12 protein-coding genes are annotated in these 13766 nt (G+C 55.7%); 10 read left to right on the top strand and 2 right to left on the bottom strand.

All coding sequences use genetic code 11. The annotated features are described in order from the left end of the window. Positions 1-212 precede the first annotated feature (212 nt). Complete coding sequence (locus tag FDP13_RS04070; protein ID WP_234424373.1) at positions 213-2174, top strand: multicopper oxidase family protein; 1962 nt, start codon at positions 213-215, stop codon at positions 2172-2174. Between the two features lie 391 nt (positions 2175-2565). Here the strand turns inward: FDP13_RS04070 and FDP13_RS04065 are convergent, their stop codons facing one another. Further along, positions 2566-3447, bottom strand: a complete 882-nt coding sequence (locus tag FDP13_RS04065) for a PhzF family phenazine biosynthesis protein (RefSeq protein ID WP_143838750.1) — start codon at positions 3445-3447, stop codon at positions 2566-2568. A 213-nt stretch (positions 3448-3660) separates the two neighbouring features. Here FDP13_RS04065 and FDP13_RS04060 point away from each other — a divergent pair, with 213 nt between their 5' ends. Further along, positions 3661-5253, top strand: coding sequence for an ABC-F family ATPase (locus tag FDP13_RS04060; protein WP_012769148.1), 1593 nt, complete (start codon positions 3661-3663; stop codon positions 5251-5253). 303 nt (positions 5254-5556) lie between these two features. On the opposite strand, the gene FDP13_RS04055 is transcribed toward FDP13_RS04060, so the two are convergent. Beyond that, positions 5557-5820 (bottom strand): hypothetical protein, encoded by a 264-nt coding sequence (locus FDP13_RS04055; protein WP_143838748.1) that lies wholly within the window; start codon positions 5818-5820, stop codon positions 5557-5559. 225 nt (positions 5821-6045) lie between these two features. On the opposite strand from FDP13_RS04055, the gene hybO reads away from it, so the two are divergent. The 8 genes from hybO to hypB all read left to right on the top strand — a co-directional run bounded on the left by hybO (position 6046) and on the right by hypB (position 13765). Next, on the top strand, positions 6046-7173 hold the full coding sequence (gene hybO, locus FDP13_RS04050; RefSeq protein ID WP_012769149.1) for a hydrogenase 2 small subunit: 1128 nt from the start codon (positions 6046-6048) through the stop codon (positions 7171-7173). 3 nt (positions 7174-7176) lie between these two features. Next, a complete protein-coding gene (gene hybA, locus FDP13_RS04045; RefSeq protein ID WP_143838746.1) occupies positions 7177-8193 on the top strand; it encodes a hydrogenase 2 operon protein HybA in 1017 nt (338 codons plus the stop codon). Further along, positions 8180-9379, top strand: a complete 1200-nt coding sequence (gene hybB / locus FDP13_RS04040) for a Ni/Fe-hydrogenase cytochrome b subunit (protein ID WP_033576339.1) — start codon at positions 8180-8182, stop codon at positions 9377-9379. Before hybA ends, hybB begins: the two co-directional genes overlap by 14 nt. Next, positions 9357-11063 (top strand): hydrogenase 2 large subunit, encoded by a 1707-nt coding sequence (hybC, locus tag FDP13_RS04035; protein WP_012769152.1) that lies wholly within the window; start codon positions 9357-9359, stop codon positions 11061-11063. The genes hybB and hybC overlap by 23 nt, the downstream gene beginning before the upstream one ends. Further along, complete coding sequence (locus tag FDP13_RS04030) at positions 11063-11563, top strand: HyaD/HybD family hydrogenase maturation endopeptidase (protein ID WP_033576338.1); 501 nt, start codon at positions 11063-11065, stop codon at positions 11561-11563. Before hybC ends, FDP13_RS04030 begins: the two co-directional genes overlap by 1 nt. Before the next feature lie 46 nt (positions 11564-11609). After that, positions 11610-12119: a hydrogenase-2 assembly chaperone gene (hybE, locus tag FDP13_RS04025; protein ID WP_050516111.1), complete on the top strand. Its 510-nt coding sequence runs from the start codon at positions 11610-11612 to the stop codon at positions 12117-12119. After that, complete coding sequence (gene hypA, locus FDP13_RS04020) at positions 12112-12456, top strand: hydrogenase maturation nickel metallochaperone HypA (protein WP_012769155.1); 345 nt, start codon at positions 12112-12114, stop codon at positions 12454-12456. Before hybE ends, hypA begins: the two co-directional genes overlap by 8 nt. A 70-nt stretch (positions 12457-12526) precedes the next feature. Beyond that, on the top strand, positions 12527-13765 hold the full coding sequence (gene hypB / locus FDP13_RS04015; protein WP_143838742.1) for a hydrogenase nickel incorporation protein HypB: 1239 nt from the start codon (positions 12527-12529) through the stop codon (positions 13763-13765). Position 13766: the final 1 nt, after the last annotated feature.

The raw sequence follows: 13766 nt of genomic DNA, 5'->3' as shown, positions 1-13766 counted from the left end.
TTATTTTCTTGCTGACATTAGTGGTATTCGATAGCCATGCCGATGGCATATCGGCAGAAAATGAAAGTGCGCCAGACGAAAGTAAAGAGGCAGATTTTCTATTCGAAAATCCGCCGCATTTGCAGCGATTGGTCCGATCATTATTACAGAATCACTTTAGTGGTGTTCAGGAGGGAAACAGAGAAAAATATTATGAGCTGGACGTTGGGTATGTGGATGGAAAAATTTATGACCCGTCGCAAAACCGTTTTCAAAAGGTGCACTTGCGTGGATATACCGGCAGTACGGACAGACAGCGGATTATCGGCGCACCGCTTGTCGCGCCACAGATTGATGTCATGCCCGGCGATACGGTACGTATTCTGCTTAAGAACAATTTGCCGGTAGATAGCAGTTGCCAGCCGCATCAGACGGAGAGCGAAAAGATGTCGTCAATGTCGGTTCATTCCCATACCGGCAGGGTGCAATCGGCAGCAGATGATTCACGCTCATCACCGAAGTTGCTCGATCCACCCCACTGCTTTAACGGCACTAACCTACATGCCCACGGAGCCTGGATCAGCCCGACCGGCAATAGTGACAATGTGCTGCTGTCGGTGAATCCGGGCAATAGCTTTGAATATCAATACAACTTCTCGCAGGATATTCCGGCGGGTACGTTCTGGTATCACACACACCGGCATGGCTCCACCGCGTTGCAGGTCTCCAGCGGCATGGCGGGGGCGCTTATCATCCACGGTGACCGCAAACCGACTGCATCGTCGAATGGCGACCTGGATACACTGCTGATCGACCCCGATACTCAGAAACCGTTCCCCGAGCATACGGTATTGTTTCAGCAGATTCAGTATGCCTGCTTAGGCCGGGACGGAAAGCTGAAGCGGGATAAGCAGGGCAACATTAACTGGGATTGCAGCCCCAATGAGACGGGTGTCATTGAGAATTATGATCAGTTCGGTCCCGGCACCTGGCAGGCTTCCGGCCGCTGGACCAGCATTAACGGCGTGGTACTGCCGACCTTCAAAGCCACCGCCGGGCAGGTTGAGCGCTGGCGGTTGATTCACGGCGGCGTAAGGGAAACCATCAATCTGGAATTTCGTAAGATAAAGACGGGCCTGAGCCTCAACGAATTGCATCGCAAGGCTTATCTGGGCAAGTTGCGCCGTCAGGATGTCGGGGCGTTGATTAACGAGCTCTGCTCTGGTGAAAAAGTCCCTTTCCAGGTGGTCGCCGCGGATGGATTAACCATGGCCCATTCGCTGACGGCGAATAAGGTGACGTTGCAGCCGGGGTACCGTTATGACCTGTTGACGATGTTTCCGCAGTCGGGCGGTTATTGCATGATCCAGCCACCGCAATCCATGACTGGCAGCATTACCGGTAAGGCCCAGGGCAACAGTTTGCTGGGGTTCGTTTCCGTATCCGGCTCGGACAATATCGCGGTGCAGGATTTTGTGCCGACGTTACGTCGGAAACTGACCTATTCGGCGCAGAAGCTGATGCCGGAAGCGGTGAGGCAGGACATTATTGATGACCTCAATCGTAGCGATAACCAGATCTACCTCACCCGGTTTGCACCACATACTCGCAATGTGAGTGATGAAGAGATTGCCGGTCAACCAAAACAGAAAATTGTCTTCTTTGCTGGCGGTACACAGCCGAATAAAGCGGACATCTTCGCCATTGGTCACGATTTTGGCGTCGAAAACGTTAATGGTGTGTGGTTACCGAAAAAAATAAAGGCTTATGACCCTAACCGCATCGATATAACGTTGCCGCTGTGGGCGTCGCAAGAATGGGAACTGCGCTCGTACAGTGTCAGTCATCCATTTCATATTCATGTGAATCCGTTCCAGATTGTCGCGATTTACGACCCTCAGGGGCGTGATGTCAGCCTGCCCGGCGTCACGGAAGCCGATGGCGACAGCCAGTTCGCCGGCTTGAAAGGGCAGTGGAAAGACACGATTTTCGTCAAAACCAATTTATTGCCCGGCCAATTAACGGGTACGCCGCAAAACTACTACCGCATACTGATAAGAACCCGCTATCAGCGCTATATCGGTGAATTTGTACTGCACTGCCATATTCTGGACCACGAGGATAAGGGGATGATGGAAAATGTCGAGATTGTGCTGTCACAGGGGCAAAAAAACCAAACATCGCCGGCGAAGTAACCGGGAATGGGGGATGGACTGAAAAATGAGTGGGAGATATTGCTGAAAGGGAGTGAAAAAACTAAAGCCGCCTCAAGGTAGTCGGCGGCTTTTAGTCTGCGGCGCTCATATTAAAACGGGCTGATGATAGAGCCGATACGTTCGCAGTAGTTCACGTAGATGTCGCCCAGTTTTTTGAAGAAGCTGATGAATGTGTTCATGTTGTGTCTCCATTATCGTCGTGTATCGTCGTGGTTTTTATGTGATGTTCATCACGGTTTTGATAATAATGGATCAGGATCGTCATTTCAACTTTTTCGTGATGAAAGTCACATTATTTTTACGTTCATGGCATCGTGACGTGAGCTGCGGGCGGCCAGTTAAGCCTGCCCGCTCACCTTCTGGGCGTGAATTAAAGAGTAATATGTCCGTCAATCAAGGTATTGCTGTAACCGCCAATCCATGGTTGACCGTCTATGTAGGATACGTTGACCCGGCCGTCACGGTATAACATGGTGCCCTGACGTACCCGATAACCAAGCCTGTGGTCCGCTTGTTCCGGCAATGGGCTGTGCTGAATCACTCGGGCGATACAGGCGTTGGCGCTGCCGGTTACCGGGTCTTCCACCACCGTATCATTGATCATAAAAAAGGCTCGTACTTCGTAGTCGGTAGGGCTGCCGTTGTCGTGCGGTCCGTAGATCGCTACGCCATTGGTTTGGCCGAGTTGCTGTAAGCGTTGCAGATGAGTGGCGTTAGGACGCGCCTCCAGGCAGGCGCGTGCGCTTTCCATTCGTACCGTCAGCCAGCGGATACCCATCTGCACGTTGACCGGACGATAGTCCGGATGACGTAAATGGCTGCCGATCGCACTATCGAGCAACGCGTAATAGTGCGAGTCGAGTTCTGTCATCGTGACGTCCGGCGCGTGAAACGCAAGTTGGCCGTCATTGCCAATCGCCACCGGCACTAACCCGACACCGCATTGCTGGATGAGCTGATGCGGTACATGCGGCGTCAGGCCAGATTCCAGCAGCGCGTGTGCCGTCCCCAGCGTTGGATGACCGGCGAACGGCAACTCTTCCGATGGGGTGAAAATACGCACCCGATAATCAGCCAGTGGGTTATCCGGTGGCAGCACAAACGTGGTTTCCGATAAATTGGTCCAGTGAGCAATGGATTGCATCTGTTCATCGCTGAGGCCGTCGGCGTCCAGAATGACGGCCAGCGGATTGCCTTTAGCCGGATGAGAGCTGAACACATCGACCTGTTTAAAACGGCGTGATGACGGCATCTGATTTTTTCCTTCTGCGATTCGTGACAATGCTCATTATGTACGCCTGACCGTGTGCTGTCGTGTCTATTGTCGGCTGTGGGCCGCGCAAGGGAGCGCGAAGGGGAGTGGTTAGATTCGGCTTGATTAAAAAATGCACGATAATCGCCGGGATTCTGCGTTTCGCTTGTGGCATAATGCGCGCCAAATCACATTCCGAATCGAGTAAGTGCTGTGCTGGTAACCAATAATATTACGATGCAATTCGGCAGTAAGCCGTTGTTTGAAAACATTTCCGTCAAATTCGGCGGCGGTAATCGCTATGGTTTGATCGGCGCCAATGGCTGCGGCAAATCCACCTTTATGAAGATCCTCGGTAGCGACTTGGTGCCAAGCGCGGGTAACGTCGCTATCGATCCGAATGAGCGGATCGGTAAACTGCGTCAGGATCAGTTCGCGTTTGAGCAATACAGCGTGCTGGACACGGTGATCATGGGGCACGCCGAACTGTGGGAAGTCAAAGAAGAACGCGACCGTATCTATGCGCTGAGTGAAATGAGCGAGGAAGATGGTTACCGGGTCGCTGATCTGGAGGTCAAATACGGCGAAATGGACGGCTACAGCGCTGAATCGCGCGCCGGCGAGCTGTTGCTGGGCGTGGGGATCCCGCTGGAACAACATTACGGGCCGATGAGCGAAGTAGCGCCGGGCTGGAAACTGCGTGTGCTGCTGGCGCAGGCGCTGTTCTCCAATCCGGATATTTTGCTGCTGGACGAGCCGACCAACAACCTGGACATCGACACCATCCGCTGGCTGGAGCAGGTGCTGAACGAACGTAACAGCACCATGATCATCATTTCCCATGACCGTCACTTCCTGAATATGGTGTGCACTCACATGGCGGATCTGGATTATGGCGAGCTGCGCATTTATCCGGGGAACTATGACGAGTACATGACGGCGGCAACGCAGGCGCGTGAACGTCTGTTGTCGGATAACGCCAAGAAAAAGGCGCAGATTGCCGAATTGCAGTCGTTTGTCAGCCGGTTTAGCGCTAACGCCTCCAAATCGCGTCAGGCGACCTCGCGTGCTCGCCAGATAGAGAAAATACAGCTGGAAGAAGTGAAGGCATCCAGCCGTCAGAACCCGTTTATTCGTTTTGAACAAGACAAGAAGCTGTTCCGTAACGCGCTGGAAATCGACGGGCTGACCAAAGGGTTTGATAACGGGCCGTTGTTCAGCCAGTTGAAAATGCTGGTGGAAGTCGGGGAAAAAGTGGCGATTCTGGGGACGAACGGGATCGGTAAGTCCACTTTGCTGAAAACATTGGTTGGTGAACTGGCACCGGAATCCGGTACGGTGAAATGGTCGGAAAACGTTCGCATCGGTTACTACGCCCAGGATCACGAATACGAATTTGACGGCGACCTTACCGTATTTGATTGGATGAGCCAATGGAAGCAGGAAAACGACGACGAGCAGGCGGTACGCAGCGTGCTGGGGCGTTTGCTGTTTTCTCAGGACGACATCCGTAAAAAAGTGAAGGTGCTGTCCGGTGGTGAAAAAGGGCGCATGTTGTTCGGCAAGCTGATGATGGAAAAACCGAACGTGCTGGTGATGGACGAACCGACCAACCACCTGGATATGGAATCTATCGAATCGCTCAACATGGCGCTGGAGCTGTATCAGGGCACGCTGTTGTTCGTGTCTCACGATCGTGAGTTCGTCAGTTCGCTGGCAACCCGAATTGTGGAAATGATGCCGGGTAAAGTGACTGATTTCAGCGGCAGTTATGAGGATTACCTGCGTAGCCGCGGAATCGAATAATATTCAGCGTTTCGGTGAAAAGCAGCCGCTTGTCGGCTGCTTTTTTTATTGCCTGAAATGTTAAAAGCAACGTGCGGCAATCACCTATTGTGGAAGAATAATGAAAACACTGAATGAAAAATAACCGCACTGTGCACTTTTATCTTCGGTTTCAACAGCGATATTATCCTGCAATTACGTTTTTAAAAGTAAAGTATCTAAAGTAAGCGCGTTGGTTGATGAGAAAATGATGAATGTAAAAATAACCGAAAAATAAAACCCGCTATACCCGTCATACTTCATGTTGCAGGTGCGTTGGCTTTATTACTCGGCCTTCGCCCTTGCAGAGCCACAGCACGCTGCGTTCAACTCTGCTCCCGACAGCATGGTCGCTCCGCCCAGGCACTGACGTGGGTAAGTGCTCAAGGATTCGCTTCGTTGTTCAACACACAACGCATTTTGTCCTGCAACTGGAATTATTTTAGGTATAAAAGCAAAACGATAAAAATATTTCAAAATCAATGAAATAATATTTTTATTATAACTGATATAAGTCGCAGTTAAATCGATTAAGCAATTTTTGATCACAGAAAAATATCCGTTTGTTACGCGTTGAGATATTTTCTCATTTAATCCGACATGCCGTGTTTTTAAAAAAGAAATGTCGCGGAGAACTTCACAGAAGGCGCATAAATAAAATGGTTATTCCCCGGCCGATTGATAAAGATCAAGTCGGTGACGTTATTCTCCTCATTATTCTATGCCGGCACGAAAATGTGTTACTCCGACTTGGCTACAGGAGAATAATAAAGAATGAATGGGGAAAATATGATGCTTTCCCATCACGGCATCAATCGCCGTGATTTTATGAAGCTATGTGCAGCGCTTGCCGCCACCATGGGGTTGAAAGAGGCCGCCGCCGCAGAGATGGCCCAGTCACTGACGTCTCCCCAGCGTCCGCCGGTGATCTGGATTGGCGCGCAGGAATGTACCGGATGTACGGAATCATTGCTGCGCTCCACCCACCCGACCATTGAAAACCTGCTGCTGAATACTATCTCGCTGGAATATCACGAAGTTCTCTCCGCCGCGTTTGGCGAGCAGGCGGAAGAGAATAAACACCGCGCTATCGAACAATACAAAGGTAAATACGTACTGGTGGTAGACGGTTCCATACCGCTGAAAGACGGCGGCATCTACTGTATGGTGGCCGGCAAGCCGATTGTCGAGCACATCCGCGCCGCCGCCGAACATGCGGCCGCCATCGTCGCCATTGGTTCCTGCTCCGCCTGGGGCGGGGTGCCGGCCAGCGGCTCCAACCCGACGGGCGCCGCCAGCTTGCAGGCGGTGCTGCCGGGCAAAACCATTATCAACATTCCTGGGTGCCCACCCAACCCGCACAACTTTTTGGCGACCGTGGCGCACATTATCACCTATAAACGCGCACCGGCACTCGACAGCCAGAATCGTCCTACCTTCGCTTATGCTCGCCTGATCCACGAAAACTGCGAACGCCGCCCGCATTTCGATGCCGGTCGTTTTGCCAAAGAGTTCGGTGATGAAGGGCATCGGCAGGGATGGTGTCTCTATCATCTGGGATGCAAGGGGCCGGAAACCTACGGTAACTGCCCGACGCTGGAGTTTTGCGACGTGGGCGGCGGTATCTGGCCGGTGGGGATTGGGCATCCATGCTACGGCTGTAACGAGCAAGGCATCGGGTTTACCAAGGGTATTTTCCAGTTGGCCAATGTGGAGAACCCAACGCCGCAGGTTGAAAAACCATCGGTGACCAGCCCGGAGGGCGGCAACAGTTCCGCGACGGCGACGGGGCTTATCGGCGGCGTGCTGGGCGCGGTCGCCGGCGTCAGCCTGATGGCCGTGCGCGAATTGGGTCGGCAGCAAAAACAGCAGGACGCCGGCAACGCATCCCGGGAGGGCTAAGCCGTGAACAGACGCAATTTTTTCAAGCTGGCGTCCGCGGGAGCGCTGTTGGCGGGTACGCCGCTCGCCAGCCAGGCGGAGGCCACCAACCGGCCGCCGATCCCCGGCGCGCTCGGTATGCTGTACGACTCTACGCTGTGCGTGGGTTGTCAGGCGTGTGTGAGCAAATGTCAGCAGGTCAACAAGCTGGAGTATAAACCGGATAGCGCAGTCTATGCCGGCGGGGCGGCGACCTGGTCCAACAACGACAAACTGAGCCCGTATACCAACAACATCATTCAGGTGTGGCGCAGCGGTGAGGGCAAGAATAAGGATCAGGCGAAGGACGGCTACGCCTACATCAAGAAGCAATGTATGCACTGCGTCGATCCTAACTGTGTGTCGGTGTGCCCGGTGTCGGCGCTGAAGAAAGATTCGAAAACCGGCGTGGTGCATTACGACGCCAGCATCTGCACCGGTTGTCGCTATTGCATGGTGGCCTGTCCGTTCAACGTACCGAAGTACGACTATGAAAACCCGCTCGGCAAGATCCACAAATGCGAACTGTGCAATCAGCCTGAGCTGGCCAGGCTCGACAAAGGCGGTATGCCGGGATGTGTGGAAGTCTGCCCGACCGGTGCCGTGATTTACGGCACTCGCGAGCAATTGCTGGCGGAAGCGAAACGTCGGCTGGCGCTGAAACCGGGCGATGAATACGCCTATCCGCGCCAGACGTTGAGTAGCAAAGACACCTACCAGCACACCGTGCCGAGCTACGAACGCTATGTCTATGGCGAGACGGAAGCGGGCGGTACGCAGGTGCTGGTGCTGGCCGGGGTGCCGTATCAAAACCTGGAAATGCCGGCGCTGGAACCGCTGTCCACCGGTGCGCGTTCAGAGCACATCCAGCACACGTTGTACAAGGGCATGGTGTTGCCGCTGGCGGTACTGGCCGGGTTGTCGGTGCTGGTGCATCGCAATACCCGTGCTGAGCGCGAAGAGACGCACGACTCACAGGAGAAACCTCATGACGGCGCATAAAGCAAGTCCGTTGGGCGGTCGGCTGGTGAGCTGGCCGGTGATGCTGCTGGCTCCGCTGGTGGCGATTTGCGCGATCCTGATCGTGAAACGTCTGTTTCTGGGGATCGGCTCGGTGGCGGATCTGAACGGCGGCTATCCGTGGGGGATCTGGATCGCGTTCGACCTGTTGGTCGGCACCGGTTTTGCCTGCGGCGGTTGGGCATTAGCCTGGGCGGTATACGTATTCAACCGCGGCGAATACCACCCACTGGTACGCCCGGCGTTGCTCGCCAGCCTGTTCGGCTACTCGCTGGGCGGCTTGTCGATAACCATCGACGTCGGTCGCTACTGGAACCTGCCGTACTTTTACATTCCCGGTTACTTCAACACCAACTCGGTGCTGTTCGAAACCGCCGTGTGTATGACCATCTACATCGGGGTGATGGCGCTGGAGTTTGCACCGGTGGTGCTGGAGCGCTTCGGCTGGCATGTATCGCTGAAACGGCTCAACAAAGTGATGTTCTTCATCATTGCGTTGGGGGCATTGCTGCCGACGATGCACCAGTCATCGATGGGGTCGCTGATGATTTCCGCCGGTTACAAGGTGCATCCGCTGTGGCAGAGCTATGAACTGCTGCCGCTGCTGTCGTTGCTGACCGCGTTCATCATGGGCTTTTCGATCGTGATTTTCGAAGGCTCGCTGGTGCAGGCCGGGCTGAAAGGGCGCGGCCCGGACGAACAGGCGTTATTCCGCAAATTGACCGGACTGGCCCACGTGCTGGTACTGCTGTTTGTGGTGCTGCGCTTCGGTGAAATCATCTGGCATCAGAAAACCGCACTGTTGTTTGCCGGTGACCGGTTTGCCGTCATGTTCTGGTGCGAAGCCGCTCTGATGGTGCTGCCGCTGGTGTTGTTGCGGCTGAAACGCTGCCGTCAGGATGCCCGCTGGTTGTTCGTCAGCGCGCTTTGCATGTTGTTCGGCGCGGCGTTGTGGCGACTGAGCTATTCGCTGCTGGCGTTCAACCCGGGCAACGGCTACCACTACTTCCCCAAAGCGCAGGAGATCCTGATTTCCATTGGCTTCGTCGCCATTGAGGTCTGCGCCTACATCTTGTTAATCCGCCTGCTGCCGGTACTGCCCGCGCTGAAAGGCGAACATACGCATCATCAGGCTGAGGTAAAGCATGAGCCAACGCATCACCATTGATCCCATTACCCGTATCGAAGGGCATCTGCGCATTGATTGCGAAATTGAAAACGGCAAGGTCATCAAAGCCTGGTCATCCGGCACTATGTGGCGCGGCATGGAAGAGATCGTCAAAGGGCGTGACCCGCGCGATGCCTGGATGATCGTGCAGCGTATCTGCGGCGTGTGCACCACGGTACATGCCATCGCTTCGGTGCGTGCGGTAGAGAACGCGCTTGGCCTGAACGTGCCGGTCAACGCCCAATACATCCGCAACCTGATTCTGGCGGCGCACAGCATCCATGACCATATCGTGCACTTTTATCAGTTGTCGGCGCTCGACTGGGTGGATGTGACTTCCGCGCTGAAAGCCGACCCGCAGAAAGCGGCGGCGCTGCTCAAAGGGTTATCCGACTGGCCGCTGAATACCGCCGCCGAGTTCACTAAGGTGCAGCAGAAGCTAAAAGATCTGGTCGCCAGCGGGCAGTTGGGGATTTTCGCCAACGGCTACTGGGGCCACCCGGCGATGTCGCTGCCGCCGGAAGTAAACCTGATTGCCGTCGCTCACTATTTGCAGGCGCTGGAATGCCAGCGTGATGCCAACCGCATCGTGGCGATTCTGGGCGGCAAATCGCCGCATATCCAGAATCTGGCGGTCGGCGGTGTGGCTAACCCGATCAATCTGGATGCGCCGAGCGTGCTCAACCTGGAACGGTTGATGTACGTGAAAAGCTTTATCGACCGGTTGGGCGATTTTATCGAACAGGTCTACAAAGTGGATTGCGCGGTGATCGCCGCCCACTACCCGCAGTGGCTGACGCTGGGACGCGGTGCCGATCACTACCTGAGCGTGCCGGAACTGCCGACCGACAACAAAAACGGCAGCTTCCTGCTGGCGGGCGGGTATATCGAAAACAGCGACCTGTCGCGCTACCGGCCGATCACCAGCCATAGCGACAAGTTCCTGATCGACGGTATCCGCGAGAGCGGCAAACACGCCTGGTATCAGGATGATCAGCCGCTGGCGCCGTGGGAAGGGCTGACCCGGCCGAATTACACCGGCTGGCATGAAGACGGCAAATACTCGTGGGTGAAATCGCCGACCTTCTACGGCAAAACCGTGGAAGTGGGGCCGCTGGCCTGGTTGCTGTGCGGTTTGGCGGCGAAGCACAAAGATACGCTGGCTCACTTCGATCAGGTAAAAGCGGCTTATCAGGCGCTCAGCGGTCATCAACTGGAAGAGAAACATCTGCACTCCACGCTGGGCCGGGTGATTGGCCGTACGGTGCACTGCTGCGTACTGAAAGATACGCTGGCGCAGCAATGGCAGGCGCTGGTGGACAACATCGGCAAAGGCGATCACCAGACCTTCATCAAGCCGGATTTTTCGCCGGATACCGAGTTTCACGGCGTCGGCTTTGGTGAAATGCCGCGCGGCATGTTGTCGCACTGGGTGGTGTTTAAAAACGGCAAGATAACCAACTATCAGGCGGTGGTGCCGTCCACCTGGACCTCCTGCCCGCGTAACGGCGACGACAAGCCCGGCCCGTATGAGCAGTCGCTGGTAGGCACGCCGGTGGCGGACCCGCACAAACCGCTGGAAGTGGTGCGTACCATTCACTCGTTCGATCCGTGCATGTCCTGCGCGGTGCATGTGGTGGATACCGTCAACGGCAATGAAGTCACTCGGGTTAAGGTGCTGTGATGAACATACTGGTGTTGGGGATCGGCAATATTTTGCTGAGTGATGAAGGGGTTGGGGTGCGGCTGGTGGAGCGACTGGAGCAGCGGTTTGACTGTACGCCCGCCATTGACGTGGTGGACGGCGGCACCTGCGGCATGGAGCTGATGGAATGCATGGCCGGGCGCGATCACCTGATCGTCGCCGACGCCGTGCTCACCGGTCAGGCGCCGGGCAGTGTGACGGTGCTGCGCGACCGCGAAGTCCCGGCGCTGTTTACCCGCAAGATCTCCCCGCATCAGTTAGGGTTGGCCGATGTGCTGATGGCGTTGCAACTGACCGGTGAATTTCCCCGCCAACTGACACTGGTGGGTGTGGAGCCGGAAGTGCTCGATTCCGGTATCGGCTTGTCCGATACCGTGACCCGTGCGCTGGAGCCGGCGCTACAGCACATGATTACTGCGCTGCGTCAAAGCGGCGTGACGGTGACGGAAAAAACGGCGCAGGAGGTGTGCGGTGACTGACATTTTTTCTGCTTCGGCATACGACGGCGGCAATAATCCGCCGCTAATACCCGATGAGCGCAAAGAATTGGCGTGGATTGCGGGGCATGATCAGAATCCGGTGGCCTGGCTGGAAGCCGAGTTTAGCCGTATTGCGCAAGAGCGTATGCGGATGTTGCCGTTTTACCGTGACGGTATTCCGGTGCGGGCCTGTGGTTTTACCCTGTTTGAACAGCAGTGGTTCGGTTGCCTGCTGACGCCGTGGATGTTGAGCCTGTTGGTACTGCCGGGACCGGGGCAGCAGTGGCCCCGACGTGATCTTACCACCCGATTGGCGCTGGAGTTGCCCTGCGGCAGCGTGAAGTTTGTAGTCAGCGAAAGTGATGACGGGCAACAGTATCTGTCTTGCTCGCTGATGTCGCCGCTGGACCCGGCGCTCGGTGCGGAACAGGCGCTGCAACTGGCGCAGCAAAGCGCACGCATGGCGCTGTCATTGCCGGTGCAGAATGCCGATGCGCCGGAAAACCTGAGTCGCCGCGCGCTGTTCAGCCGTTATCGGAGTCAGCGGGATGCATGAAATTTCCCTGTGCTACAACGCGCTGGAGTTGATTGAGCAACAGGCGCGCCAGCATGGCGCCCGCCGGGTCACCGGCGTTTGGCTGGAGATCGGCGCGCTGTCCTGTATTGAAGAAAGCGCGTTGCAGTTTTGTTTTGAGTCGGTTTGCCGTCAGACGCTGGCGGAAGGCTGTCAGTTGCACCTGTCGGTGCGTCCGGCGCAGGCCTGGTGCTGGGAGTGTAGCCAGCCGGTGGAAGTGACCGACCACGACAGCGGCTGCCCGCATTGCGGCAGTCATAGCCTGCGTGTCGAAAGCGGAGGCGATAGCCTGCAACTCAAGCAACTGGCGATTGAATAAAACACGCGGCGTTTTCAGCGCGGCGTGTCATCAGTAAAAAGCGGTCTGGTTGACCGGAGGAGTCGTATCAATGTGTACCACATGCGGTTGTGGCGAGGGAGAACGCCGGATTGAGGGCGATGAACCTGCGCATTCACACCACCATCCCCATACGCACGATCACCACCACGAACATAGCCACAGTCATGACCCTGTTCATTCGCATCCTCACCATCATGACCACCACCACGGGCATGACCATGAGCATGACGAAACCTCGGCTGCGCCCGGTGTGATTATTCATCATCACCATTACTACTATCACCACGGCGACGTGCACCACCATTACCACGGCGCGGCGCGTCCGTCGGCGGTTCGCCACACGCATGAACATCATGCCCATACGCACGGTTCGCATGACCACCATGACAACGAACCTCATGATCACCACCACCATGATCATGTCCATCATAGCCATGCCCATCATGACCATGACCATGACCATGACCATGACCATGACCATCACGCGCGTTCACACGAACATCGTCAGCAAGAAGAGCGCTTCCAGCCGATGGAGCAGGAAAACCACCTGCATTACGGGCAGGGCGCGGCGGGCACTCATGCGCCGGGTGTCGGCCAGCAACGGTTGTTGCAGATTGAAATGGATGTGCTGAGCAAAAACAATCAACTGGCGGCGCATAACCGCGAGCATTTCGACGCTGCTCACATTCTGGCGCTGAATCTGGTATCCAGCCCCGGTTCCGGTAAAACCACGCTGCTGACCAATACCTTGCATTTGCTGCGTGAGCGTGTGCCGTGCGCGGTGATCGAAGGCGACCAGCAAACCACCAATGATGCCGACCGCATTCGCGCTACCGGCGTGCCGGCGATTCAGGTCAACACCGGTAAAGGCTGTCATCTGGATGCGCAGATGGTGCATGACGCCATGCACCGACTGCAACTGCCGAATCAGAGCCTGCTGTTTATCGAAAACGTCGGCAACCTGGTGTGCCCGGCCGGTTTTGATCTGGGGGAACGGCACAAAATTGCGGTACTGTCGGTCACCGAAGGGGAAGACAAACCGCTCAAGTATCCACATATGTTTGCCGCCGCTTCGCTGATGATCATCAACAAGATTGATCTGTTGCCGTACCTGGATTTCGATCTCGAGGCCTGTGTCGCCAACGCGCGGCGCGTCAATCCGCAAATCGAGGTGATGGCGCTGTCGGCGCGCACCGGCGAAGGGATGGAAGTCTGGCTGGCCTGGCTGGAAGCCCAGCTTCTGGGGGCGCAAGCGCCGTTACAACCGTCACTGCTGTCAGGAGCCTAAT

Source organism: Dickeya sp. ws52, from assembly GCF_007210685.1.
Lineage (GTDB): Bacteria > Pseudomonadota > Gammaproteobacteria > Enterobacterales > Enterobacteriaceae > Dickeya > Dickeya chrysanthemi.
This window is presented reverse-complemented; position numbering and strand designations above follow the sequence as displayed.

What these genes read in the sequence shown, in the direction of transcription:
- FDP13_RS04030 (WP_033576338.1), top strand. Translation starts at nt 11,063, where the DNA reads ATGAACATACTGGTGTTGGGGATCGGCAATATTTTGCTGAGTGATGAA.
- hybO (WP_012769149.1), top strand. Translation starts at nt 6,046, where the DNA reads ATGAATGGGGAAAATATGATGCTTTCCCATCACGGCATCAATCGCCGT.
- hypB (WP_143838742.1), top strand. Translation starts at nt 12,527, where the DNA reads ATGTGTACCACATGCGGTTGTGGCGAGGGAGAACGCCGGATTGAGGGC.
- hybB (WP_033576339.1), top strand. Translation starts at nt 8,180, where the DNA reads ATGACGGCGCATAAAGCAAGTCCGTTGGGCGGTCGGCTGGTGAGCTGG.
- FDP13_RS04065 (WP_143838750.1), bottom strand. Translation starts at nt 3,447, where the DNA reads ATGCCGTCATCACGCCGTTTTAAACAGGTCGATGTGTTCAGCTCTCAT.
- hypA (WP_012769155.1), top strand. Translation starts at nt 12,112, where the DNA reads ATGCATGAAATTTCCCTGTGCTACAACGCGCTGGAGTTGATTGAGCAA.
- hybC (WP_012769152.1), top strand. Translation starts at nt 9,357, where the DNA reads ATGAGCCAACGCATCACCATTGATCCCATTACCCGTATCGAAGGGCAT.